The sequence below is a fragment of the Janthinobacterium sp. Mn2066 genome, assembly GCF_049319705.1.
Taxonomy (GTDB): domain Bacteria; phylum Pseudomonadota; class Gammaproteobacteria; order Burkholderiales; family Burkholderiaceae_D; genus Janthinobacterium.
Window position 1 is genome coordinate 204,343 of record NZ_JBMOUF010000006.1, and the last position, 25,323, is coordinate 229,665.

Consider the following 25,323-nt stretch of genomic DNA (forward strand, 5'->3'; position numbering starts at 1 on the left):
CGAGAATAAGCGAGTTAACGATACGCGATATCGCCATCACGGGCCGCAGCCGGCGATATGCCCGCAACCCTGCTGTTTTCATTGTCGAGTCCTATGCCAGAATTGCCAGAAGTCGAAGTCACACGGCGCGGTGTCGCGCCCCATATCGAAGGGCGCACCGTGCGCTCCGTCGTGCTGCGCCGCGATGGCCTGCGCTGGCCCTTCCCCCCTGCTCTGGGCGAACAATTGTCGGGCCAGACCATCGGCCTGACGGGACGGCGCGGCAAATACCTGCTGATCCACTTCCAGCACGGTAGTCTGATCATCCACCTGGGCATGTCGGGTCACCTGCGCGTGCTGCCGCCAGAAACCGAAGCGCAAAAACACGACCATATCGACCTGGTGGTGGAAGACGCCGACGGCAGCAGCCAGGTGCTGCGCATGACGGATCCGCGCCGCTTTGGCGCCGTGCTGTGGCATGACCAGGCCGACGGCCCGCTCGATGGCCACGCGCTGCTGCGCGGCCTGGGCGTGGAACCGCTGGAAGGCGGCTTTACGGGGCAGCTGCTGTTCGAGAAAACGCGCAACCGCAATACCAACATCAAGCAGGTGCTGCTGGCGGGCGACATCGTGGTCGGGGTAGGCAATATCTATTGTTCCGAAAGCCTGTTCCGCGCGGGGATCAACCCGAAGACGCCGGCCAGGCGCATCGGCCTGGCGCGCTATGAAAAACTGGCGCAGGCGATCCGCGACGTGCTGGCCGAAGCCATCGTCCAGGGCGGCAGCACCTTGCGCGACTTCATCGGCGTCAATGGCCAGTCCGGCTATTTCCAGCAAACGTATTTCACGTACAACCGCACAGGCAAGCCATGCCGCGTGTGCGGCGCGCCGATACGCCAGATCGTGCAGGGCCAGCGCTCGACGTTTTATTGTGTGAACTGTCAAAAGTAGCGCTCAAGAGTAGCTCATTCGCAAAGGGATCCAGATGGTCAGGGACTTGGAACAATACAGCGCATGGCGCCAGGATGTACTGGCCGCCCTGCAGGCTTACCAGCAGGCCGCCCACGGCGCCGGTCTGGTCGACGGCGCCTCGGCGCTGCGCCTGGCGCGCTGCCTGTCACGCCTGCGTGACGACCGTTTGTCCGTGGCCTTCGTGGCGGAATTCTCGCGTGGGAAATCCGAACTGATCAACGCGATTTTCTTTGCCGATTATGGCCAGCGCATCCTGCCCTCGGGCGCCGGACGCACCACCATGTGCCCCACCGAACTGCTGTACCACGCGGCATGGCCGCCCTGCATCCGCTTGCTGCCGATCGAGACGCGCGCGCACAATCTGTCGACCAGCGACTACCGCAACATGGAGTCGGCATGGACGGTGCTGCCCTTGAATATCGAGGCGGGCGGCGACATGCAGGAAGCCATCCGCCAGGTCAGCCTGACGCGCCGCGTGAGCGTGGCAGACGCGGCCCGCTATGGCCTGTATGACGCCGATGATGCCGACGCGCCAGCCATCGTCGGCGAAGACGGCCTGGTGGAAATCTCCATGTGGCGCCACGCCATCATCAACTTCCCCCATCCACTGCTGAAACAGGGCCTGGTCATCCTCGACACGCCCGGCCTGAACGCCATCGGCACGGAGCCGGAACTGACCCTGAACCTGATTCCGAATGCGCACGCGGTGCTGTTCATCCTGGCGGCCGACACGGGCGTGACGCGCAGCGATATCGAGGTCTGGCGCAACCATATCGGCGCGGGACCAGGGCGGCTGGTGGTGCTCAACAAAATCGACAGCATGTGGGATGAATTGCGCGGCGACGCGCAAGTGAGCGAGGCGATCGCACGCCAGCAGGCCAGCGTGGCGCAGCTGCTGGTCCTGGACCCCGGCCAGGTGTTCCCCGTCTCGGCGCAAAAGGCCCTGGTGGGCAAGATCAACCATGATGCGGCGCTGCTGGAAAAAAGCCGTTTGCAGGGGCTGGAAACGGCGCTGTTCGACGAGCTGATTCCGGCCCGCAAGCAGATCATCGGGCGCCAGCTGGTGTTCGACCTGGACGCCATCGTCGCGGCGCAGCAGACGCAGACCACGGCGCGCGCGCGCGGCATCGCCGAGCAGCTGCACGAGCTGCACAGCCTGCGCGGCAAGAACCAGGGCGTGATCGCCCACATGATGCGCCGCATCGATATCGAGAAAAAGGAATTCGACAGCAGCCTGTTCAAGCTGCAGGCGACGCGCTCCGTGTTTACGCGCCTGTCGACGGAGCTGTACACCAGCCTGGGCATGGAAATCGTGCGCGACGATATCGACGCCGTGCGCGCCGCCATGCAGCGCAGCCGCTTTTTTACCGGGCTGCGCGACGCCATGCGCCAGTATTTCGAGCGCATCGGCCAGAACCTGGACCGCTCTGAACGCAAGACCGCCGAGATCACCGAAATGATGGGCGTGATGTACCGCAAATTCGCCGCCGAACACGGCCTGGCGCTGGCCATGCCGATGCCGTTCTCGCTCGAACCTTATCGCCAGGAGATCGATGCGATCGAAGCCATCTACCACAAGCAGTTCGGTACGGCGACCCTGCTCACCACCAGCCGCGTGGTGCTGATGGAGAAATTCTTCGACACCATCGCCTCGCGCGTGCGCCGCAGTTTTGCGCAAGCCAATGACGACGCCAGCGCCTGGCTGAAGGTCATCATGGCGCCGCTCGAAGCACAGATCGTCGAATACAAGGAACAACTGAAACTGCGCTTCGCCTCGATCCAGCGCATCCACGATGCGACGGGCAGCCTGGAACAGAAAATCGCCGCCTTCGATGCCAACCTGGCCGCGCTGGAACGCGACAAGGCGCAACTGGCACAGCTGGCTGACACGCTACGCGCAGCCATCGCTGCATAAACCAAGACATGGAAAGAATACCTCTGCATGAAACGCTTGCTGCATCCGCTCTCGCCCGCACCGGGCACGGCGTCGCTTGAAAACTATAGTGACCCCAGCTTTTCCGCTACCGTCATCGCCTGGCAAAAACAGCATGGCCGCCACGCGCTGCCATGGCAAAACACGCGCGACGCCTACCTGATCTGGCTATCCGAAATCATGCTGCAGCAAACGCAGGTGACGGCGGTGCTCGGCTACTACGCGCGCTTCCTGGAGCGTTTCCCTACCCTGCGCGACCTGGCGGCGGCCCCCGTCGAAGACGTGATGGCGCAATGGAGCGGCCTTGGCTACTACACGCGGGCGCGCAACCTGCACAAATGCGCGCAGCGCGTGGTGGCCGAATACGATGGCGTGTTCCCCAGCGATCCGCTGCTATTGGCTGACCTGCCCGGCATCGGCCGCTCGACGGCTGCCGCGATTTCCGCTTTTTCCAGCGGCACCCGGGCCGCCATCATGGATGGCAACGTCAAGCGCGTGTTTGCGCGCACCTTCGGCATCGACGCCTATCCCGGTGAAAAAAAGGTGGAAGAAGCGATGTGGCGGCGTGCCGAAGCACTGCTGCCGGAAACCGGCATCGAAGCGTATACGCAGGGCTTGATGGATTTCGGCGCCACCCTGTGCACGCGCAGCAGTCCCGATTGCGGCCGCTGCCCCTTGCAGCCGCGCTGCGTGGCCTACGCCAGCAACCGGGTCAAGGACCTGCCCGTGCGCAAGCCCAAAAAGACCAGCCCGGAAAAACACGCCGTCATGCTGGTGGTGATCGATAAGGGACAAGTGCTGCTGGAACAGCGCCCCGCGACCGGCATCTGGGGTGGCCTGCTGTCCTTGCCCGAACTCGACGGCCACGTGCTGCGCGATGGCGCCTTGCCGACGGTCGACGATGAACAATTGGCGCGCGCCGTGCTGCCGTTTGGCGAGATCGAATCGCGCGAAACGCTGCTGCCCATCGTGCATGTGTTCACCCACTACAAGCTGCACATCATTCCCTGTCGGATCACCCTGGCGCGGCGCCTGGCGCTGGCCGGGGAAGCCACCCACGTCTGGTATGACGGTGAAAAAATAGCCGATGCGCCGCTGCCCGCCCCCATCAAGAAACTGCTGCTCGATCTGTTCGGCGATGCGCAGGCGGCGCAACGCAGCATGTTCTAGTGCGGCTGCGGCGGCTTTTCTTCCTGCCCGCCTTTGCGCTGGCGGCGTCGTTCGCCAGCGCGGCCAACCTGCCCCAGATCCGCATCGGCGTGCTGGCCTACAAGGGCGCAGACGCCGTGCGGCAAGACTGGTCGTATGTCACGCGCCACCTGCAGGCCAGCATACCCGGCGTACGCTTCGTGCTGGCCGATTATGACCAGGCCGGCTTGACGCGGGCCGTGCATGCTCAGGCCATCGATTTCGCCATCACCAGCAGCGGCCACTACGTAGCGCTTGAGCACAGCGATGGCGCCAGCCGCATCGCCACGCTGGAGTCGCCATGGACAGATTCGCCGCGGCGCGGCATCGGTTCGGCCATCATCGTGCGCCAGTCGGCGCCATTGCACGACCTGGCCGACCTGAAAGGTAAAAACGTGATGGCGGTGGCGCCCGATGCATTTGGCGGCTACCAGATCGCCGCGCGCGAACTGAAGGAAGCGGGTTTAGCTCCCGCACATGATTTCGCCAGCCTGCGCTATAGCGGCTTCCCCTCGCAGCAGATCATCGCGGCAGTCCGTTCAGGCGCTGCCGACGCCGGCATCGTGCGTACCTGTCTGCTGGAACAGATGGTGGCGCAAGGCCAGGTAGCGCCGGGTGAACTGCGCGTGATCACCACGCGCCCGATAACCGGCTTTCGCTGCGCCACGTCGTCGCGCCTGTACCCGGACTGGCCCTTCGTCACCCTGCGCCAGACGCCAGCGGCACTGGCGAAACAGGTGGCGCTAGCCTTGCTGGCCATGCCGCGCACTGAACAAGGCTACAGCTGGACCGTGCCCAGCGATTACCAGAGCGTCGATGAACTGTTCCACGAATTGCGCATCGGCCCCTATGCCTATCTGGACAAGCTGACGTTTGATGCTGCGCTGGAACGCTACTGGGGCTGGATGCTGCTGATGCTGGCCCTGCTGGTGGCCTGGGCCATCCACACGGTGCGCGTGGAATACCTGGTCAGCCGGCGCACGCAGCAATTGCGCGCACTGCAGGAACAGGCGCGCCAGCAGCAAGCCAGGCAAGACCACACGGCGCGCCTGGCCATCCTGGGCGAGATGGCCAGCGCCATCGCGCACGAATTGAACCAGCCGCTGGCCGCCATCGGCAATTTTGCGCGCGGCATGGTGCGCCGTATTGAAGCGGGCCGGCTCGACGCAGCGCCACTGTTCGAGGGCGCGCAGGAAATCGCCACGCAAAGCGAACGCGCGGGCGCCATCATCCGGCACATCCGGGCGATGGCGCAGAAGCGCACCGCGCATAGCACGGTGTTCGCTTTATCGGACGCCATGGAGCAGGCCGTGGCCCTGTTCCGCGCGGCCCATCCGCATGCACAGATCGTCGCCGAAATGCACAGCCAGGCGCAGGTGCTGGCCGACCCGCAACAAGTGCAGCAAGTACTGCTCAACCTGCTCAAGAATGCACTCGATGCGCAAGTCGAAAGCGGCAATGCCGACCATCCTGTCAGCGTCGTGCTGCAGCACGACGATGGCGCTTGCAGCGTGACCGTGCGCGATGCCGGCTGCGGCCTGGCCGAAGCAGACTTTGCCCACCTGTTTGTACCCTTTTTTACCACCAAGGCTGAAGGCCTGGGCCTGGGCATGTCGCTCAGTAAAAGCATCATCGAATCGTTCGGCGGCACCCTGTCTGCCCAGGCGAACGATGGTGCGCCCGGCCTGACGGTCTGCTTCCGGCTGCCTGCAGCGCCCCATATGGAGACTACCGATGATCAATGAAAACGACGCCGTGATTTTTATCGTCGATGACGATGATGCGATGCGCCGTTCGCTGGCCTACCTGTTCGATTCAGCGGGCTGGAAAGTATCAGCCTTTGCCTCGGCGCGCGATTTTTTGGATAGCTACGACGGCCATGTACCGGGCTGTTTGCTGCTCGACGTGCGCATGCCCTTGATGAGCGGCTTGGAACTGCAGCAGCGGCTCAATAGCAGCGTCAGCACGTCGCTGCCCATCATTTTCCTCAGCGGCCACGGCGACCTGGCCATGGCCGTGCAAACCATGAAGGCAGGCGCCTGCGACTTCCTGGAAAAGCCGTGCAAGGATCAAGTCTTGCTGGACGCCGTCACGCGCGCCGTAGCGCGCAGCGTGGAAGACAGCCGGAGCGCCAGACAGTCGAATGCAGCGCTATCGGCGCTGTCCGCCCTGACGGCGCGCGAACGCGAAGTGGCGCTATTGATGGCGGAAGGCAAAGCGTCGAAGATCATCGCCCGTGAACTGGGCATCAGCGAAAAAACCGTGCAGGTGCACCGCCATAATACGATGGCCAAACTGGGCCTGCATTCGGCGACGGAAGTGACGCGCCTGCTGATGGCCAGCGGCGCCTTGTAACAGGCTACAGCTCGTCGAGCGAATACAGGCGGCGGTGTTCGCGGATCGCATAGCGGTCCGTCATGCCGGCGATATAGTCGGCGATCTTGCGCGCCTGTTTGCTGGCACCGCCGTCTTTCAGTTGATAATCGGGCGGCAGCAGCGCGGGATCTGCCATGAAAACGTCATACAGTTCGCGCACGATGCGGCTGGCTTTGACGCGCATGCGGTTGACCTGGTAATGGCGGTACAGGTTAGCCCGTAAAAAGCGTTTCAGCTCGGTGGCGTCGCGGCGCATGGCGTCGGAAAAACGGATCAATGGCGGGCTGGTACGCACTTCATTGACGTCACGCGGCGCCGCATCGGCGATCAGCTGGGTCGAGGTGACGATCAGGTCGTCGGCCAGTGCCGTGATCAGGCGGCGCAGGGTTTCATAGATGGCGCGCCGGCCTGACAAGCCAGGGAAAGCCGTCTGCACATCACGCCAGAGGCGGCCGAAAAACTCGACTTCTTCCAGCTGGGCGATGGTGATCAGGCCCGAACGCAGGCCATCGTCGATATCGTGGCTGTTGTAGGCGATTTCATCGGCCAGGTTGGTCAGCTGCGCTTCCAGGGTCGGCTGGGTGCGGTCGATAAAGCGCTGGGCGACGGGACCCAGTTCACGCGCATGGGCCAGCGAGCAGTGTTTTAATATCCCCTCGCGCGTCTCGAACATCAGGTTCAAGCCGTCGAAGGCGCCGTAATGCTCTTCCAGCGTATCGACCACGCGCAGGCTTTGCAGGTTGTGCTCGAAGCCGCCATGGTCTTTCATGCATTCGTTGAGCACGTCCTGGCCCACATGGCCGAAAGGCGTGTGGCCCAGGTCATGCGCCAGCGCGATGGCTTCCACCAGGTCTTCGTTCAGGCGCAGGTTGCGCGCGATCGAGCGGCCGATCTGCGCCACTTCCAGGCTGTGCGTCAAGCGCGTGCGGAACAGGTCGCCTTCGTGGTTGAGAAAAACCTGGGTCTTGTATTCCAGGCGGCGAAAGGCCGAGGAATGGATGATGCGGTCGCGGTCGCGCTGGAACTGGCTGCGCGAGGCGTGCGGCGCCTCGGCAAAACGACGTCCCTGCCCCTGTGCCGAATGGGCCGCATAAGGAGCGAGGAAGTCTTCCGGCAGCATTTACGCGACTCCGGCGGCCAGCGTGGCCAGTACCAGTTCATGCGGCGCCGACGTAATCTGCGGGCTGCCCAGCGGTTTCAACAAGATGAACTTGATGGCGCCGCCTTCGTTCTTCTTGTCCACTTCCATCAGTTCCAGCCAGCGCTCCACGCCCAGGTCCGGCGCCTTGACCGGCAGGCCGGCGGCAGCGACCAGATTGCGCACGCGGTCCACGGCCGCCTGGTCGATATACCCCATGCGGCACGACAGGTCGGCCGCCATCACCATGCCGCAGCCGACGGCTTCGCCGTGCAGCCAGTGGCCATAGCCCAGGCCCGCCTCGATGGCGTGGCCGAAAGTGTGGCCGAAATTGAGGATGGCGCGCAGGCCGCCTTCGCGTTCATCCTGGCGCACCACGTCGGCCTTGATTTCGCACGAGCGGGCAATCGCGTACGCCAGCGCGCCCTTGTCGCGCGCCATCAGCTTGGCGATATTGGCTTCGATCCAGTCGAAGAAGGCGCTGTCGATGATGGCGCCATGCTTGATCACTTCGGCCAGGCCGGCCGACAATTCGCGCGCCGGCAGGGTTTCCAGGGTCGAGGTGTCGGCGATCACGGCGCGCGGCTGATAAAACGCGCCAATCATGTTCTTGCCCAGCGGGTGGTTGATGCCCGTCTTGCCGCCGACGGAGGAATCGACCTGCGCCAGCAAGGTGGTCGGCACTTGCACGAAGCCGATGCCGCGCATGTAGCTGGCCGCCGCATAGCCGGTCAGGTCGCCGATCACGCCGCCGCCCAGCGCCACCAGGGTCGTCTTGCGGTCGCATTTATGGGCCAGCAGCGCATCGAAGATCTGCATCAGGCTGGCCCAGTTTTTATATTCTTCACCGTCCGGCAGGACGATGCTGATCACTTCGCGGCCGTCGCCGGCCAGCGCTTTTTCCAGGCGCTCCAGGTACAGCGGGGCGACTGTGGTATTGGTGACAATGGCCACCTTGTGGCCGTTGATATGGCGCACGAGCGCATCGGCGTCGGCCAGCAGGCCGGGACCGATAGCGATCGGATAACTGCGTTCGTCGAGATCTACGCTCAACAACATTTTGGATTGCTCGTTCATCGAAGGCTCTGCATGAATGACACAGTTGGGCGATGCCTCGCACTCGAGGCTGGCCAGCTGCATCAGGATAGTCTGGACCATCGATTGTACGTTAGGACGGCCCGTATCGATCACGATGTCAGCCACTTCCATGTAAAACGGCTCGCGTTCGGCCGTCAATTCTTCCAGCTTCCTGCGCGGGTCCGCCGTCTGCAACAGGGGGCGGTTCTTGTCATGGCTGGTACGCGCCAGGATGTTGCTGACGCTGGCGCGCAGGTACACCACCGTGCCCCGCTCCTTCAAAAAGGCGCGGCTCTCGGCGTTGAGGATGGCGCCGCCGCCAGTGGCCATGACGATGCCCTCCTGCCCGCTCAGGTCGCGGATCACCTCCGCTTCGCGGCGGCGAAAGCAGGGTTCGCCCTCGATTTCGAAGATCCACGGTATCGAGGCCCCCGTACGGGCCTCGATCTCATGGTCGGAATCGACAAAGCGCAAGCCCAGCTTGCGGGCCAGGATGCGCCCGATCGTGGTCTTGCCTGCGCCCATGAGGCCTACTAAAAACAGATTTTGCATTTGCTGCGAAAGTTAATTTGGATTGCGACAATCAGTGGCTTGCCCGTAGGGACTCACAACGCCAGGCGGTGAAACTGCCTGGTTGTTGTAGTCCGAAGCGAGCCCCGGAAGCAAAGTGTAACCGACATAAGTGGCCTCCGTCCCGGAACTATTGCCCCGAATCGTCAATTCCACGTCCAGCCAGTTGGCCCTGTCGCGCGGATAAGTCATGGTCACGACCGCCGTTCCCGTGCTGTCCGTCTTGCCGCCCGTCGTCAAATTGAGCGGAATGCCAGGGTCGAGACGGCCATTCTGGTTCGTATCGTTATTCGGATTGAATATGCCGCTACGGTCTTTGTCTTCATTCTCGCATGCCAGCGATGCGGCCACCACCCACGACAAGGCAGCCTGCGAATACTGCAAATAGCCCTTGTAATAATGGCGGGGCCAGGCGGCAGCCGTAACGATCACGTCAGGCACGGGATTGCCTGCGGCATCCGTCACGAACACGGTATACGTCTTGCGGTAGGTGCTGCTGTCCGAGCCATCGAGCGTATTGCCGCTGCCGGCGCTGATAAACAGGGCTTTTTTCGTTACCGTCAGTTTGACCGAGGCGGCGTTGTTCGATACTCCTTGCAACTGCGCATTGACCACCACGCCATCGACGCCGGTCGCCGCCTGGCCCGCGATATAACTGACCGTGGCCACGCCATCGCTATCGGTGGACACCACGGATGGCGAACTCAGGGAACCATTGCTGGGATCGCTCTGGAGCGAGAAAGCCACCTGGGCATTCTTGACCAGGTTGTTTTGCGCCGTGCCATCCCGCACGATGGCGCGCAGCGCACTACGCTGCGCGGTGCTGCCGGCGGTATTCACGCCGATCACCGCCGGATCCGCTTGCACGGAGATGGTCGCCTGCGCCGTCAACGGTGCGATAAACTCCACATCCGACTGTGCCGAAACGCCGCTACCGTCGTATTTTGCCGTGAGCGACGTCACGCCGGCGCCACTGGCCTGCACGTAGGCGATGGCATTGCCGCCAACCAGCGCCAGCGGCGACTGCAATGGCGTAACACAGTTGGCATCCTGATAAATAGCGCCACGCGAAGTACTGATACGCACATTGCCTGCTTGCGGCACGCCAGCAACGTCGCTATGCACGCTCACCGCATAGCAGGTATTGGTCGACAGGGTGGTCAATACGGCATTCGCGCCAGAAACCGCGTTAATCGTGAAATTCGATGCATTGATGGTGATTGGCAACAACACGCTATCACCCTGTGCCTTGACGCTGATGCTATCGCTGCTACCCGACTGGGCGTTATAGCTCAATACCAATTGACCGTTATTATCGGTCAGCGCAGGGCTGCCACCGCCGCCCTTGACCGTCAGGGGATTGACCTGGCTGCTGAAGGCCACCGATTTCCCCACCAGCGGATTGCCGCTCGAATCGACCAGCTTGACCACCATATCGCTGGTCGTCCGCAGGTTCAGCGTCGAAAAGGCGCTCAGGCTAAGCTTGGTCCCGCTCACGCCGATATCCATGCTGGCGGTTTGCCCGCCCACGCTGGCGGTCACCCGGATCGTGCGCAAACTGGCGTCGCCGCCCGTGCCCAGACTTACGGTCGCTTGCCCTTGGGCATTGGTATTGACCGTCGTCGCCCCCAGCGCACCCGAATTGGCACTGAAAGTCACGCTGGTATTCGGTACTACGGCGTTATTGGCATCCTTGACAAAGGCAATCACATTCACCGACGTGCCACCCGACGAGGCCAGCGTACCGCCGGAAGAGGTCAGCAACAGGCTGGCAATGGAAGAAGTAACAGGCACCACTTTCACTACCACCGGCGCAGAGTTGACACCATTGCTGCTGGCCGTGATCGTGATGTCGCGCAAGCTCGCATCGCCTTTGACGCTGAGTTTTTCCGTCACGCTGCCATTGGCGTCCGTCACGCGGCTGGTATTGCTGATCGTCCCCGAACTGGCCGTAAACGATACCGTCTGCCCTGCCATGGCATTGTTGCCGGCATTTTTCACAATCACCGTCAACAACACTTCCGTGCCATCCGCGCCCGATGCCACGATGCTTGGCGCGCTGGCAACCAGTGCCACACTGGCAACACCGGCATTGGCGCCATCCTTGCTGCCCAGGGTCGGATCACCGCCGCCACCACCGCAGGCGGCCAGCAAAGTGCTCAAGGCCAACAGGGCCAGCCAATGTATTACCTGATTCCAGTATCTATTCCGCATGATCACCATCAGTCCGCTTTCATTTGAATTGTTACGTATTGCTTATTAACTAAACGCAAAGACGAAACATTAACGCTTTGGTGGCCGATCTGCTACTATTTTCGGCGTAATAAACACCATCAGCTCGGTTTTTTCTTGACTACGGCCCGTACTGCGAAAAAAAACACCGAGTAGCGGGATATCGCCCAGCAACGGCACCTTGGTCTCCGTACCCCGTTCGGACTGCTGATAAATACCGCCCAGCACCACCGTGCCGCCATCCTCGACCATCACCTGCGTCTTCACGTGCTTGGTGTCGATGGCAAAGCCGGAACGCGTTTCCTGGCCCACGCTATCCTTGTTGACATCCACTTCCAGCACCACATTGCCATCCGGCGTGATGTGGGGCGTGACTTCCAGGCGCAGATTGGCCTTGCGGAACGTGATCGAGGTGGCGCCGCTGCTGGTGGCCACCTGATACGGCAATTCGATGCCCTGTTCGATCAGTGCCTGTACCTTGTCGGCCGTCACCACGCGGGGACTGGAAATGATCTTGCCCTTGCCATCGGCTTCCAGCGCCGACAATTCCAGGTTCAGGAAACGGTTGGCGCCGGCTGAAAACAGGCTCAGGGCAAAACTGGCGGCCGGCAAGCCGTTGATGCTGGCCGCCGGCAAGTTGACGAATTGCGTGTTCGGCACAAAAGCCCCGGTGCCGGCCACGGTTTGCCCGGTCGCCTCGCCCACGCCCACGTAATTGCCGCCCACTGCCACGCGGCGTCCGTTGGAACCGATAGGAAAACCGGCTTGCCCGCCCTGCGCCAGGCCCTGGTCGAGAAAACCCAGCCGCGCCCCCAGGTTGCGGCTGAAACTGTCGCTGGCCTCGACGATGCGCGCCTCGATCAGCACTTGCCGCGTCGGGATATCCGTCTTGCTGATCAAGAGGCGGATCTGCTCCAGCCGCGCCGGCACGTCGGTGACGAATAACTGGTTGGTGCGCGGCTCGATCAGCACGCTGCCGCGACGCGACAAGATCCGGCTGCGCCCCTCGCCCGCATCGAGGTTGAACACGCTGCGGAACGCTTCGGCCTTCTGGTAGTTGAGCTGGAAGATGGCCGAGGCCAGCGGTTCCAGTTCCGCGATCTGCGCGCGCTGTTCCAGTTCCAGCTTTTCGCGCGCCAGGATTTCCTCGCGCGGCGCGATCCACAGCACATTGCCGTTGCGCCGCAAGTCCAGGCCCTTCGCTTGCAGCACCAGATCGAGCGCCTGGTCCCAGGGAAGATTGCGCAAACGCATGGTGATATTGCCGCCCACGCTATCGCTGGCGACGATGTTTTGCCCGGACACATCAGCCAGCACATGCAGGGCCGACCTGACGGCGATATTCTGGAAATCGACGGAAATGTTTTCGCCCGCATACAATCGCGGCGCCGTCACATGCACCACGTCTTCTTGCGCAGCGGGAACTACACCATGCAGCGCCAGCAACAACATGATCAGGCAACGCGGCCTCATGGCTGCGCCTCGACAATGACAGGCTTAAGCACCTTGCCGGTTTGCACATCGATACCGCCGCGCCGCTCGCGCCAGGCGCCATTCGCTTCCTGCAGCACTTCCCGATAGCGCAGGCCCTGCTCGCTGATCGCCGTCACCAGGCCATGGTCCTGCCCCAGGTGCTGTCCCATGGCGACCACGTGCACGCGCCCGCCAGCTTGTATCAGCGCGCTCAGCCGGCCTGCATGTTGCACGCTGCCCACCATCGCCATCTCGGACAAGGCCACGCTTTCCAGCGGTTCGCGCGCACGCTTCAAGTCGGGCGCGGCAACGGCGTTCTGGGTTGCCGCCACCGCCAGCACGGCGGCGCCGAAGGGATCGGGCAAGCCGGCAGCGTCGTAATCTGATCCAGCAAATGGCACCACGACGCGCCGCACTGGCAGCGGCTGCATCTTCACCGGAGGCAATTTAGCCTGCACCGCCAGCTCGGCCGCATCGGGCAAGCGATACGCGTGCAGCACGGCGTCCAGGGTCAAGACACCGTCATTGCCGGCAACCAGGGCCAGCTCGTGCACCGTGACGATGCGGGGCAAGCGCGCCAGGTCCGCCGCGAAGGCACCGATGGCGTGGTAGCCGCCCCGCACTTGCACGGTGATCGGCAAGGCCACGTAATGGGCTGGCTGCGTTGCCGGCAGCGCCGGGCCCGGCTTGAACAGGGTAAAGTGCAAACCCCGGTCCAGGCCTGCCTGATTGATACTCGATAGCAAGTCGGCCATCTCTTGCTGGCGCGGCAGTTGCCGTTCCAGGCTGGCCAGCGCAGCGCCGGCCTGCCGCTGCTGTTCACGCAGAACGGGCACGCGGTCCGCCTTGGCCCTGGACAGGCGATATGCCGCGCGCAAGCGCGCTTCTTCCTCCTGCGCCGCCTGCAAGCTCGCCCCCAGGCCGGCCAGCCAGGCCACGTAGACGGCAGCAGCCATCAGGGCGCCCAACAAACCGGCACAGAGCAGGCGGTTAGTCAGCGGCCAGCTAGCCGCTTCTTTCAGGCTCAACATATCGCCTCTCCTGTGAGTGCTACGGGCTGGCCAGTTTCAATTGCACCGTCAATTCCACGGCGCCCTCGCCCATGCCGTGCTTCGCATGGGCCGGTGCGCGCACTTCCAGCAACTCGGGGGCGGACAGCGGCGCCGCCTGTCCCAGCGCCAGCAGCAGGGCCGAGACTTTTTCCTGCGAGACAGCTTGCCCCTGCAAGCGCAAACGGCTTCCATCCTGATGCAGGCTGTGCAGGACCACTCCCTCGGGCAGCACGCGCGCCAGCATGGCGAGCATGGCGACCCAGAGATGGCGTTCTGCCTGCAGCTGCGTTATCGTCGCCTGGCGCGCCGCCAGCGCTGCCGTTTCATGCAATACAACTTGCCCGGTAGCGATGACCTTGTCCGATTGCTGCATGGCCTGCCGCCACCCTTCCTGGCGCTGAGCCACCCGCTCCAGGCTGGACTGCATCACCACGCCCGCACCCGTCGCCAGCAGCAGGCCCAGCAACGCACCGCCACCCAGCAGGCGCACATACGCCTGCTCGCGCCGCTTGCGTGCCGCAGCCCGGTGCGGCAAGAGATTGATGTATCCGGCTTGCGTTACCGCCTTCATCCTGCATACCTGTGCATGGCCAGGCCCCAGGCCAGCTGATAGGCGGCGCCATCGGGCAAGCCTCGCCATCCCCCTTGCAGCTCGGCCGCCTGCAACGCCAGCGCTTCACTATCCATCACGACGGCATGCAGCCCTGCCGCTGCCACGGCGTCGAGGCGGCGCTGCACGCCGGCCCGCCGCGCGATCACCAGCAGCACGTCGATTTCATCGCTACCGGCCGGCCCCAGTATGCAAAAGTCCAGGCTGGCGTCTTCGAGGGCAAACGGCATGTATTGCGCCGCTTCCAGTTCCACCAGGATTTCCAGCTGCTCGTCCGGCAAGCCGGCCGGCAGGCGTATCGCCTGTGTGATCAAGGTGGCGTCCGGCATTGCCAAGGCCACCCGCGCGCAGGCGCTGCCGCTGCTGGACCAGGCCTGGCGCACGGCGTCCGCCATGCCATCGACGTCTTCCACGCTGCCCTCATACATCACGCCCGGCGCGACTGGCGCACTGCCGCGATGGGGGCAAGTCCACAAGCCGCGCCGCCGCTTCAGCTCCACCACGCGCACGGCTTGCTGGCCCATGTCCATGCCCAGCAAGCCGCCGCCCATGCAAGCACGCATGGTGCGCCATAGCCGTCCGTAATTACTGCTTTCTGGAATGATTTTCATAGGAAAGATCGTCCTGCGATGGCCACCGATGTCAGAAATCCTAGCCTGTGCCAGCGGGTGCGGGCGGCCTATCTGGCTCAGCCGTGATCTGGCGCAGATGAATTGTTACCAAATCCTTGTTGCCAGCTCGCGCAGACCAGCTTATATAGAGTAACGACAACATTGCACGCACTCTGCCACGCGCCCAAGGTGCGCCGTAGCCCCGGCTGGCTCGCTTATAATTGGCCCGCATAAATTGGCTGGCAACATCAAACGAAAGACAGGACACGCATGACATCTTCTAGCTCCGCTGGTAACGCTGGCGCAAAGCCGCCTCCAAAGGGCAGCAAAACCAAACGCTTTTTCCTGATGGCACTATTCTCCGTGCTGGGCCTCGGGGTGGTCGGCGTTTTGCTGGTGGTGTTTGGCCTGGCGATGGCGTATCCGAACTTGCCGGCGCTCGATACCCTGACCGATTACCGGCCAAAGATGCCGCTGCGCATCTTCACGTCCGATGGCGTGCTGATCGGGGAGTTTGGCGAGGAGCGCCGCAATATGGTGCACATCAAGAATGTTCCGGATGTCATGAAGAAAGCCGTGCTGGCCATCGAGGATGACCGTTTTTATGAACATGGCGGCGTCGATTACCTGGGCATTACCCGCGCGGCCCTGCACAACCTGACGGGCGGCGCCAAGCAAGGCGCCTCGACCATCACACAGCAGGTGGCGCGCAATTTCTTCCTGTCCAGCGAACAGACCTTGAAGCGCAAGGCGTATGAAGTCTTGCTGGCATGGAAGATCGAGCAAAACCTCAGCAAGGACCAGATCCTGGAGGTGTATATGAACCAGATTTATCTGGGCCAGCGCGCCTATGGCTTTGCTTCGGCCGCACAGATTTATTTCGGCAAGGATATCAAGGACATCACCGTGGCCGAAGCGGCCATGCTGGCCGGCTTGCCGAAAGCGCCGTCGGCCTACAATCCGGTGGTCAACCCGAAACGCGCACGGATGCGCCAGCAATACATTCTGCAACGCATGGCCCAGTTGGGCTACATCACGCCGGCCCAGTACGAAGAAGCCAAACACGAGGAATTGAAGGTCAAGACGGACAGCAGCTCGTTTGGCGTGCACGCCGAATATGTGTCGGAAATGGCGCGCCAGCTGGTCTACGAGCAATTCAAGGAAGACACGTACACGCGCGGCCTGAACGTCTACACCACCATCACCAAGGCCGACCAGGATGCCGCTTATTTATCCTTGCGCAAGGGCGTGATGGATTACGAAAAGCGCCATGGCTACCGCGGCCCGGAATCGTATATCGAGATTCCAAAAACCAAGGCGGAAGCGGACGATGCGATTGAAACGGAACTGGCCGATCACCCGGACAGCGACGACATCATCGCCGCCATGGTGCTGCAGGCCTCGCCCAAGTCGATCCAGGCCGTCACCTCGGCCGGCGAAGAGATCAGCATCACCGGCCCGGGCCTGACCTTCGGCGCCGCCTGGCTGTCGGACAAGGCCGCGCCGAACCGCCGCATCAAGCGCGGCGCCGTGATCCGCGTCTCGCAGGAAGGCAGCAGCTGGGTCCTGACGCAAATGCCCGAAGTGCAATCGGCATTCATTTCGGCCAGCACCAGCGACGGCGCCATCCGCGCCATGGTGGGCGGCTTCGATTACAACCGCAACAAGTTCAACCACGTGACGCAGGCCTGGCGCCAGCCCGGCTCGTCCTTCAAGCCCTTCATCTATTCCGCTTCGCTGGAACGCGGTTTGTCGCCATCGACCATCATCAACGATGCGCCGATCTCGTTTGACGCGGGTCAAACGGGTGGCCAGGCATGGGAACCGAAGAACTATGACAGCAAATACGAAGGTCCGATGACCATGCGCAAGGGCTTGATGAAATCGAAGAACATGATTTCCATCCGCATCCTGCACAAGATCGGCGCCAAATATGGCCAGGAATACGCCACCCGCTTCGGCTTTGATGCAGACAAGAATCCCCCTTATCTGACCCTGGCCCTGGGCGCCGGCAACGTGACGCCGCTGCAAATGGCCGGCGCCTATGCCGTGTTCGCCAATGGCGGCTACAAGATCAACCCGTACCTGATCGCCAAGGTGACCGATAGCGATGGCAAGATCCTGTCGCAGGCCAACCCGGACAAGGCTGGCGATGAAGCCCACCGCGTGATCGACGAACGCAATGCCTTCCTGATGAACAGCATGCTCAACGACGTGGTGCGCCACGGCACCGCCGTCAAGGCAATGGCCCTGAAACGCCCTGACCTGGCCGGCAAGACGGGGACCACCAACGATTCCATCGATGCCTGGTTCGCCGGTTATCAAGCCAAGCTGGTGGGCATCGCCTGGATAGGCTATGACCAGCCACGCAACCTGGGCAACCGCGAAACGGGCGGCGGCCTGGCCCTGCCGATCTGGGTCAACTACATGGCCACGGCGCTGAAGAATATTCCGATTGAAGAGCGCGCCGTGCCCGATGGGCTGATCCTGGTGGGCGACGAATATTACTATGCGGAAAATCCGCCGGGTACCGGCGTGGGCAGCCTGGAAGGCGCGGCGCGCGGCACGCCGGAAGAAGAAAAAGCCAAGGAGGCCGTGAAGAACGAGCTCTTCTAAGCAAAAAAGGCAGACTGCACAGTCTGCCTTTTTTTATGGTCGCAGCTGAAACTTACTTCAGCACCACCGTCGTACCCGCCTGCTCGCTGGCCATGATGGATAAGGCGGCGAACAGTTCGCTATCGTCGCGCGTATTGCGCCATTCGTCGCCGACGCGTTTGTAATGGAAACCGCCGGAACGGGCGGCGATCCACATTTCGCGCATGGGCGCCTGGCTGTTGACGATGATTTTCGTGCCGTTATCGATGAATTCGATTTCCAGCACATTGCCGCTGCGGCTGCATTCGACGTCGAGCACGTCCTCATCGTTCAGCCGGTCCAGCGCCGCCTCGATGTCCGTCAGGGTGGCTTCGGCCAGGGCCAGGAATTCCGATTCGCTCATGCTACACTCCAAAGATCTTAATCAAACCGTGATTCTAATCGTGAAGTCATCCTCAGCGTTTTATATCGGCACCGCCATTGTGGTTACTAGCTTCCTGGCAGGCTGCGGCCAGCCGGGCCCTTTGTATCTGCCCAAGCCACCGGCCGCCAAGCCGGCAGCGTCCAAGAACCCGGTCCAGCCGGCCGCCGTACCGCCGCCACCGGAAATCGTACCGCAATCTTAAAGCGAACGCGCCGGGCCGGCATGGCTTGCCGCCCTGGCGCTTTTTGCACGCTTGCTCCAGGCGTAATACACACGAATTAACAGCAGTAACAAGACGATGGCGCCGAACAGCGTCGGTTGGGCGAAATTGTGTTTTCCTGCCTTCATCCACCAGAAGTGCAGAATGCCCAGCGGCGCGATCACATAAATTACCCGATGCAGCCACTGCCAGCGCTTGCCGCCCAGGCGCTTGACCATGCCGTTCGTGCTGGTCAGGGCCAGCGGTATCAGCAAGACAAAGGCGATAAACCCCACCGTGATGAAGGGCCGCTTGAGCACATCGGCCCACATTTCCTGGACGTCAAAGAAATGATCGAACCATAAAAAGGTCATGAAGTGCAGGAAGGCATAGAAGAACGCGAACAGGCCCAGCATGCGGCGCAGCTTGATCAGCCAGTTCCACTGCGTGATGCGCCGCAAGGGCGTAACAAACAGGCCGATGCACAGCAGATACAGGGTCCAGTCGCCGGTGCCGCGCGTAATGAATTCCAGCGGTTCGACCAGCTGGCCCGAATATGTCAGCCAGACCATGCGGACAAACGGCAGCAGCGCCAGCACGAAGATCAGGCCTTTCAGCCAGCTCAGCTGTTTGGGCGTAGGGTTAAGGTTGAAACTGAGGACCATCGGCTTCCTTAAAAGAATTTCTTCAGATCCATGCCCGCATACAGCGGCGCGACCTCGTTATAGCCGTTGAACATCAGGGTCTTGCGCTTGCGGGCGAAGAAACCGTCTTCGCCAATGCGCCGTTCGCTCGCTTGCGACCAGCGCGGGTGATCGACATCCGGGTTCACATTCGAATAAAAGCCGTATTCGGACGGCGCCGTCAGGTTCCAGGCCGTGCGCGGCTGGTCCTTGACGAAGCGGATCTTCACGATGGATTTGGCCGACTTGAAACCATATTTCCACGGCAATACCATGCGCACGGGCGCGCCATTCTGGTTCGGCAAGGTTTCGCCATACATACCCAGGGTCAACAGCGCCAGCGGGTGGTTGGCCTCGTCGATGCGCAAACCTTCCACATACGGCCATTGCAGCACGCGGCTGCCCACGCCCGGCATCTGTTTCTTGTCGGCCAGGCTGATGAATTCCACATACTTGGCGTTGCCGGTCGGTTCGACTTTCTTGATGATTTCCGAGAAGGAATAACCGATCCACGGTATCACCATCGACCAGCCTTCCACGCAGCGCAAGCGATACACGCGCTCTTCCAGCGGCGCCAGTTTCAGCAGCGCGTCGAGGTCCAGCGTCATCGGCTTTTTCACTTCGCCTTCGATACTGACCGTCCACGGACGCGTGCGCAACGTGCCCGCATTTTGCGCCGGCTCGCTTTTATCGGTGCCGAATTCGTAGAAATTATTGTAAGTCGTGGCGTCCTTGTAGGCGGTCTGCTTGTCCTGCACCGAATACGCGGGATTGAGCCTGGCGGCCAGCTTGGGATTGCTGCCTTGCGCGTGGGCGTCGCGGCTCAGCATCTCCAGCAGCGCAGCGCTGGAGATGGAACCGAGCGCGGCTTGTTTGATAAAACTACGGCGCGCTTCAAACACGGCGCGCGGCGTAATTTCGGAAGAAAACGGCAAATTAATGCCATTGGGACTGCGTTTGATCAACATGGCAACTCCGGAAAAAGTGCAGGTTTCCTGGTCAAAGACCGATGAGACCACCTTACACTAATTCCGGAATGCCGTTTATAAAGCTTCCGTGATACTTCTTACAGCTTGCCGTAAGAGTGTAGACCGGACAGGAACATATTGACGCCCAGGAAAGCAAACGTCGTCACCAGCAAGCCCACCAGCGCCCACCAGGCAGCGACGCGGCCGCGCAAGCCCGTCACCAGACGCATATGCAGCCAGGCCGCGTAATTGAGCCAGACGATCAGCGCCCACGTTTCTTTCGGATCCCACGACCAGTAGCCGCCCCACGCTTCCGCCGCCCACAGCGCGCCCAGGATGGTCGCCACCGTGAAGAAAGCAAAACCGATGGAAATGGCCTTGTACATGACGTCGTCCAGCACTTCCAGCGACGGCAAACGGTCGACCAGGTAGCCACTCGACTTCAGCAGGTAGGCCGATGCCACCATGGCCGACAGCGAGAAGGTGCCGTAGCCGATGAAGTTGGCTGGTACGTGGATTTTCATCCACCAGCTTTGCAGGGCCGGCACCAGCGGCTGGATATCGGCTGCGTCGCGCGTGACCGTGTACCACAGCAAGAATACGACGGCGGCCGAGATCACCAGCATGACGAAAGCGCCCAGCTGGCGGGTCGCGTAATGCTGCTCGTAATACAAGTAGAACATGGCCGTGATCAAAGAGAACAGGATGAACACTTCATACAGGTTCGAGACGGGAATATGGCCCACGTCGGCACCGATCAGATAAGACTCATACCAGCGCACCAGCATGCCCGTCAGGCCCAACACCACGCCAGCCCAGCACAGCACGGAACCGATGGAGGAACCGAAGTCCGTGCGCGTAATCAGGCTGATCCAGTAAAACAGGGTAGCCAGCACGAACAAGGTGCCCATCCACAAGATGGCTGATTGGCTGGACAACATGTATTTCAGAAAGAATTTCTGGTTTGCCATCTCGAGCTGGCCACCGTACAGCGAGATGGCGAACAGCGACAGCACGGCGGCGACAGGAATCAGCCAGCGCACGGGTTTCCAGTACCAGCCCAGCCAGGCAAAAGTGGGCGCGGCCGCCAGCAGGATGGCTTTTTCATAGATATCCATGAATTCGCCATAGCGCCCCAGGCCAAACAGGGCCGCGGCCAGCAAGCCGGCGCCGTAGATCCAGTCCACCAGGCTCAAGCTCTTGAAGAAACCCGGCTCCTGGGTATATATTTGCTTATCTGCCAATTCCATCATTTCTCTCCATATCAGGCAACATCAGGCAAAGTTGCCTGTCGGCAATTATCTCTGTGCGCAGCTTACGCTGATTGTGGCAGTTTGCGCTTTAATATCTCAAATTCTTTTTCAAAATCGAGCGTCTTGCGTTGCGTGCTCATGGCCATCACCGCCTCGCTGCCGCCCCTGGCCTCGCCCTCACCGGCCACATCGCGTATCCAGACCCACAAGCGGCGCTCGCGGATATAGAACATCGAGAACACGCCGATCACCAGGAACAGGCAACCGAGGTAGACCACGCCTTTGCCCGGTGAGCGCGTTACCTGCAGCACCGATGCCTTGATTTCCGTGAAGTCTTCCAGTTGCAGATACACGGGCGCGCCATAAAAGAAGCTGTCCGACAGGGCATTCGTGGCCAGTTGCAAGAAGCGGCCATGGGCTTCGTCAGCCTCGACACTCTTCAAGCCATCCTTGACGCGCGCCACCTGCCACAAGTCCCACAGGCTGCCATTGAGAATCTTCATGAAGATATCGGCGGCCTTTTCCTGCTCGGCGGGCGGCACTTTTTCCAGGAAATGCGAGATGGCCAGGAAACCGCCTTCTTTGCCATTGCCGGCAAAGATGGTCAGGCTCTTGGCGGCCGATTCCTGCAACTGGACACGCAAGGCTGCCGCGTCCGCCTGCGGCATGGCCCGTTGCGCATATTGTCCAGCCGCCTGCTCGCGCAGCGCCGGATCTTGCAATGCGGCACGCAAGCGCATCCATTCCGTCACGCCATGATTGTCATCGGCGGGAATGCGCAGGTAGCTGAATGGATCGCCAGGATTGACGCGCATGCCGGCCAAAAAGACGGTGGCGCCGTCGACCGTGACGGGCTGCATGTAGTTCTGGTACTCGCGCGCCTGGCCGGTCTTGTCGCGCAGAATGTATTGCACGCTGGGCCCCACATTCTTCAAGTCCTTGTTCTCCGCATTCTTGGCGGCCGAACCCAGGCGCTTGTCCAGGCCGACGGCAAATTTCTCGTTGAAACTTTCCGACTTGTTGACCGCGCGCACATCCTGGCCGGCGCTGAGGTTTTCCACGTTGAACGGACGGAAACCAGTCCACTCCACCGTATAGGCACTGTCGTCACCGCCCGTCAGCGGCGTCTTGCCGCCCACCGTGCCATTGATGTCGAAACGCTGGTCGGCCTTGCCCGTCATGGGAAAGCCTGTCAGCTTGAGCTTGCTGCCGCCATCTTCAAAGCTGGACTGGTACAACGCCAGGCCCTTGTAGATCAGCGGCTCATTGACCTTGATGGTGCCAGGAAAACTCTTGCCCGTTTCATGGTCCGTGATCACCACATCGCTGGCAAACAGCTTGGGCATGCCGGTGCTGTAAAAATCGATATGGAATTTCTTCAGCAAAATGGTAATCGGCAAATCCTGGATCAGCACACCATCGGCCTGGGGAATGATGGCGGTGGTGCTCGAGGCGCCTTCCGGTATCATGGTATTGCCACGGAAGGTAGGATTCGACAGGCTCAGGCGGTGCTCGGCCGGAATCTCGGCAATCACGCCATCGCCGGCAAACGGCGTTTTGCCAAAGACCCATTGCTGCACCCGGATCGGCATTTCCGAATCGAGCAAGCCACCCACGCAAATGACGACAATGGCGCCGTGCGCAAAGATATAACCCCACTTGTTGGCGCCGCCCCGCTTGGCGGCCACCAGGGTGGCATCGCCTTTTTGCACCAGCTTGGTCTGGTAACCGGCATCCTTCAGGCGCTGCGCCGTCTGCTGCGCCAACGCGGCGCGCGTCAACGGCGCTTGCCATTCAGCCTTATGGTGAAAATTGCGCAGCGATTGTTCGCGCACGTTTTCACGCCAGCTGCGCATATCCTTGAGCATCTTGGGCCCGTTACGTACGATGCACAGCGAGGTGGAGGCGACCAGGAAACCCATGATCACCAGAAACCACCAGGCTGAATACACCGAATACAGGCTCAGCTTGTCGAAGACGGCAAACCAGAACGGACCGAACTGGTTGACATAATTGGGCATCGGCTCGTTCTGCTTGAGCACGGTGCCGATCACGGAGGCCACGGCGATCAGGGTCAGCAGGCTGATGGCAAAGCGCATCGACGAGACCAGCTCGACGAATTCGGCAAAACTGCGGCGCTGGGTTTTTAATTCGATGCCGGTGGTGCTGGTGCTCATACGTTGATACTCATACTGAATCTGCAATCTTCATGAAAGGGGAGCGCAAGCGGGCAGCATACTCCTGTTTGAGGCCGGATTATAAAAAAGGGCAGCCCGCGGACAGGCTACCCTTTCGTATTATCCACACATAAGTGCATGGCAATCAATACTATGAAATTATTTCAAGCCGGCAATATAATCGGCCACGGCGGCGATCTCGTCGTCAGACATGCGGCTGGCGATGGTATGCATCGGTGCGCTGTTCTTGCGGGCGTCCGCTTTCGTGCTGCGGAACTGGGTCAGCTGGGCAATCGTATAGTCCTGATGCTGACCGGCAATGCGCGGGTACTGCACGGGGATGCCATTGCCCGTCGCGCCATGACAGCTGGCACAGGCGGCGATTTGCTTGCCAGCGATGCCACCACGGTAAATCTTCTTGCCCAGGTCGATCGTATCCTTGTTCTTGGCGGCGCCTGGCTTGGCCACTTGCGCAGCCAGATAGGCGGCGATATTTTTCTTGTCCGCGTCGCTGAGCATCTTGGCATAGGTCGACATCACGGCCTGGTTGCGCTCTGGCGTCGTGAAATCGACCAGTTGCTTGTATAGATAGCTTTCATGCTGGCCAGCCAGATTGGGATTGGCCACGATGGTGGAATTGCCGGCAACGCCATGGCAAGACACACAGGCAGGCAAGCCGCGCGCGGCATCGCCATCGCTGTACAGGGTGGAACCTTTGCCCGCATCGGCTTTGACGGCGGCGGCCTTGGCGGCGGCAGGAGGATAGGCAGGTTTCGTTTCTTCGACCGCGGAAGCAGTTGCCGATACAGCCAGCAAAGCAAGCAGCATGGATTTGACAAACGGTGAAAACGCACGATTCATTCAAGCACCCTGGGACAGTGAGAAATTAGTGGTGGACCTTGCCGCGCTCCTGGGATTTTTGCTTTATTTTCAGGGCCGCAAGCCGCATCGCTGCTACGCCGGCAACAATAAGCAACCCCTTATTGTACAATAGCTTCTTGGCGTTATCGTTCCCTTATCGCTCCATTTTGTTGCTTTACTAATCCCATGTCAAAACTCTGGCAAGCCCGCTTCTTTACGACCGTCAACCAACTGCGTGACCTGCCCGATACCACGGTGCCGGAAATCGCTTTTGCCGGCCGCTCCAATGCCGGTAAATCGACCGCCATCAACATTTTATGTAATCAGAAAGGCTTGGCGTTCGCCTCCAAGACCCCTGGCCGTACCCAGCACATCAATTACTTCTCCATCGGCGGCGCCCACGTGGGCCAGCACCGCAAGGACGCCACCATCGTCGAGGAGATCGAATGCCTGCTGGTCGACTTGCCCGGTTACGGCTATGCGGAAGTGTCGGGCTCGGCCAAGCTGCACTGGCAACGCTTGCTGGGCGACTATGTGCAGCGCCGCGAGCAATTGGCGGGCTTGATCCTGATCATGGATTCGCGCCGTCCGTTCACCGACCTGGACATCCAGATGCTGGAATGGTTCGCGCCGACCGGCAAGCCGATCCACTGCATTTTGACCAAGGTCGATAAGCTGAATCGCAACGAATCAGTCAATGCATTGCGCCAGGCCAAGGCTAAGCTCGACAGCTACGTGGATGAGGACGGCATCGGCTTCCCCTTCACCGTGCAGTTGTTTTCGGCCTTGAAACGCGTCGGCATCGACGAAGCCAATGACAAGATCATGGAACTGGCCGGCATCAGCGAAGACGGCGCAGCCCAGATGGTCGAACTGATCAAGATGGAAGACGACGTGGAACCGGAGTCGGACAAACCGGCCTGATCATCCTGATGGATCAGCGCAGCATGAA

21 protein-coding genes and 1 pseudogene are annotated in these 25,323 nt (G+C 61.2%); 9 read left to right on the top strand and 13 right to left on the bottom strand.

Going from position 1 to position 25,323, the window contains the following annotated elements; translation table 11 throughout:
• The first annotated feature begins 93 nt into the window (after window positions 1–93).
• Genes mutM through ACL9RI_RS13500 form a run of 5 tightly spaced genes read left to right on the top strand, consistent with a single transcriptional unit; the run spans window position 94 to window position 6,427 of the window.
• Entirely contained in the window at window positions 94–930 is an 837-nt protein-coding gene (mutM, locus tag ACL9RI_RS13480; RefSeq protein ID WP_422727080.1) for a bifunctional DNA-formamidopyrimidine glycosylase/DNA-(apurinic or apyrimidinic site) lyase, read from the top strand.
• A gap of 34 nt (window positions 931–964) precedes the next feature.
• Window positions 965–2,866 carry a dynamin family protein gene (locus ACL9RI_RS13485; RefSeq protein WP_422727081.1) on the top strand — a complete coding sequence of 634 codons (1,902 nt, stop codon included), beginning with the start codon at window positions 965–967 and terminating at the stop codon, window positions 2,864–2,866.
• Between the two features lie 27 nt (window positions 2,867–2,893).
• Complete coding sequence (mutY, locus tag ACL9RI_RS13490) at window positions 2,894–4,054, top strand: A/G-specific adenine glycosylase (RefSeq protein WP_422727082.1); 1,161 nt, start codon at window positions 2,894–2,896, stop codon at window positions 4,052–4,054.
• Window positions 4,054–5,817, top strand: a complete 1,764-nt coding sequence (locus tag ACL9RI_RS13495) for a sensor histidine kinase (protein ID WP_422727083.1) — start codon at window positions 4,054–4,056, stop codon at window positions 5,815–5,817. Before mutY ends, ACL9RI_RS13495 begins: the two co-directional genes overlap by 1 nt.
• The gene (locus ACL9RI_RS13500; RefSeq protein ID WP_422727084.1) at window positions 5,807–6,427 is read left to right on the top strand and encodes a response regulator transcription factor; all 621 of its coding nucleotides are present in this window, start codon (window positions 5,807–5,809) and stop codon (window positions 6,425–6,427) included. The genes ACL9RI_RS13495 and ACL9RI_RS13500 overlap by 11 nt, the downstream gene beginning before the upstream one ends.
• Before the next feature lie 4 nt (window positions 6,428–6,431).
• On the opposite strand, the gene ACL9RI_RS13505 is transcribed toward ACL9RI_RS13500, so the two are convergent.
• The 7 genes and pseudogenes from ACL9RI_RS13505 to pilM form a co-directional block, all read right to left on the bottom strand.
• Window positions 6,432–7,568, bottom strand: coding sequence for a deoxyguanosinetriphosphate triphosphohydrolase (locus tag ACL9RI_RS13505; protein WP_422727085.1), 1,137 nt, complete (start codon window positions 7,566–7,568; stop codon window positions 6,432–6,434).
• Complete coding sequence (gene aroKB, locus ACL9RI_RS13510; RefSeq protein WP_422727086.1) at window positions 7,569–9,188, bottom strand: bifunctional shikimate kinase/3-dehydroquinate synthase AroKB; 1,620 nt, start codon at window positions 9,186–9,188, stop codon at window positions 7,569–7,571.
• Window positions 9,189–9,227: 39 nt separating this feature from the next.
• Complete coding sequence (locus ACL9RI_RS13515) at window positions 9,228–11,402, bottom strand: Ig-like domain-containing protein (RefSeq protein WP_422727087.1); 2,175 nt, start codon at window positions 11,400–11,402, stop codon at window positions 9,228–9,230.
• A 114-nt stretch (window positions 11,403–11,516) separates the two neighbouring features.
• A pseudogene (locus ACL9RI_RS13520) lies at window positions 11,517–12,842 on the bottom strand (type IV pilus secretin PilQ); the annotation flags it as partial.
• 92 nt (window positions 12,843–12,934) lie between these two features.
• Window positions 12,935–13,969, bottom strand: coding sequence for a pilus assembly protein PilP (locus ACL9RI_RS13525; protein WP_422727088.1), 1,035 nt, complete (start codon window positions 13,967–13,969; stop codon window positions 12,935–12,937).
• Window positions 13,970–13,988: 19 nt separating this feature from the next.
• Window positions 13,989–14,561 (bottom strand): PilN domain-containing protein, encoded by a 573-nt coding sequence (locus tag ACL9RI_RS13530; RefSeq protein ID WP_422727089.1) that lies wholly within the window; start codon window positions 14,559–14,561, stop codon window positions 13,989–13,991.
• The gene (gene pilM / locus ACL9RI_RS13535) at window positions 14,558–15,211 is read right to left on the bottom strand and encodes a pilus assembly protein PilM (RefSeq protein ID WP_422727090.1); all 654 of its coding nucleotides are present in this window, start codon (window positions 15,209–15,211) and stop codon (window positions 14,558–14,560) included. The genes ACL9RI_RS13530 and pilM overlap by 4 nt, the downstream gene beginning before the upstream one ends.
• Window positions 15,212–15,481: 270 nt before the next feature.
• On the opposite strand from pilM, the gene ACL9RI_RS13540 reads away from it, so the two are divergent.
• A complete protein-coding gene (locus ACL9RI_RS13540; protein ID WP_422727091.1) occupies window positions 15,482–17,827 on the top strand; it encodes a penicillin-binding protein 1A in 2,346 nt (781 codons plus the stop codon).
• Between the two features lie 52 nt (window positions 17,828–17,879).
• Here the strand turns inward: ACL9RI_RS13540 and cyaY are convergent, their stop codons facing one another.
• Window positions 17,880–18,209, bottom strand: coding sequence for an iron donor protein CyaY (cyaY, locus tag ACL9RI_RS13545; protein ID WP_422727092.1), 330 nt, complete (start codon window positions 18,207–18,209; stop codon window positions 17,880–17,882).
• Between the two features lie 40 nt (window positions 18,210–18,249).
• On the opposite strand from cyaY, the gene lptM reads away from it, so the two are divergent.
• Window positions 18,250–18,432: an LPS translocon maturation chaperone LptM gene (gene lptM / locus ACL9RI_RS13550; RefSeq protein WP_183737004.1), complete on the top strand. Its 183-nt coding sequence runs from the start codon at window positions 18,250–18,252 to the stop codon at window positions 18,430–18,432.
• Here lptM and ACL9RI_RS13555 read toward each other — a convergent pair.
• The 5 genes from ACL9RI_RS13555 to ACL9RI_RS13575 all read right to left on the bottom strand — a co-directional run bounded on the left by ACL9RI_RS13555 (window position 18,429) and on the right by ACL9RI_RS13575 (window position 24,371).
• A complete protein-coding gene (locus ACL9RI_RS13555; RefSeq protein ID WP_422727093.1) occupies window positions 18,429–19,094 on the bottom strand; it encodes a sulfite oxidase heme-binding subunit YedZ in 666 nt (221 codons plus the stop codon). The two genes, lptM and ACL9RI_RS13555, sit on opposite strands and share 4 nt — an antisense overlap.
• Window positions 19,095–19,102: 8 nt before the next feature.
• Entirely contained in the window at window positions 19,103–20,080 is a 978-nt protein-coding gene (gene msrP / locus ACL9RI_RS13560; protein WP_422727094.1) for a protein-methionine-sulfoxide reductase catalytic subunit MsrP, read from the bottom strand.
• A 98-nt stretch (window positions 20,081–20,178) separates the two neighbouring features.
• Window positions 20,179–21,330, bottom strand: a complete 1,152-nt coding sequence (gene ccsB / locus ACL9RI_RS13565; RefSeq protein ID WP_422727095.1) for a c-type cytochrome biogenesis protein CcsB — start codon at window positions 21,328–21,330, stop codon at window positions 20,179–20,181.
• A gap of 65 nt (window positions 21,331–21,395) precedes the next feature.
• Window positions 21,396–23,510, bottom strand: a complete 2,115-nt coding sequence (locus ACL9RI_RS13570) for a cytochrome c biogenesis protein ResB (protein WP_422727096.1) — start codon at window positions 23,508–23,510, stop codon at window positions 21,396–21,398.
• 159 nt (window positions 23,511–23,669) lie between these two features.
• Complete coding sequence (locus ACL9RI_RS13575; protein WP_422727097.1) at window positions 23,670–24,371, bottom strand: c-type cytochrome; 702 nt, start codon at window positions 24,369–24,371, stop codon at window positions 23,670–23,672.
• Between ACL9RI_RS13575 and ACL9RI_RS13580 the strand changes: the two genes are divergently transcribed.
• Window positions 24,337–24,504 (top strand): hypothetical protein, encoded by a 168-nt coding sequence (locus ACL9RI_RS13580; RefSeq protein WP_221302570.1) that lies wholly within the window; start codon window positions 24,337–24,339, stop codon window positions 24,502–24,504. The two genes, ACL9RI_RS13575 and ACL9RI_RS13580, sit on opposite strands and share 35 nt — an antisense overlap.
• A 53-nt stretch (window positions 24,505–24,557) precedes the next feature.
• Window positions 24,558–25,295, top strand: coding sequence for a ribosome biogenesis GTP-binding protein YihA/YsxC (gene yihA, locus ACL9RI_RS13585; RefSeq protein ID WP_422727098.1), 738 nt, complete (start codon window positions 24,558–24,560; stop codon window positions 25,293–25,295).
• The last annotated feature ends 28 nt before the right edge of the window (window positions 25,296–25,323 follow it).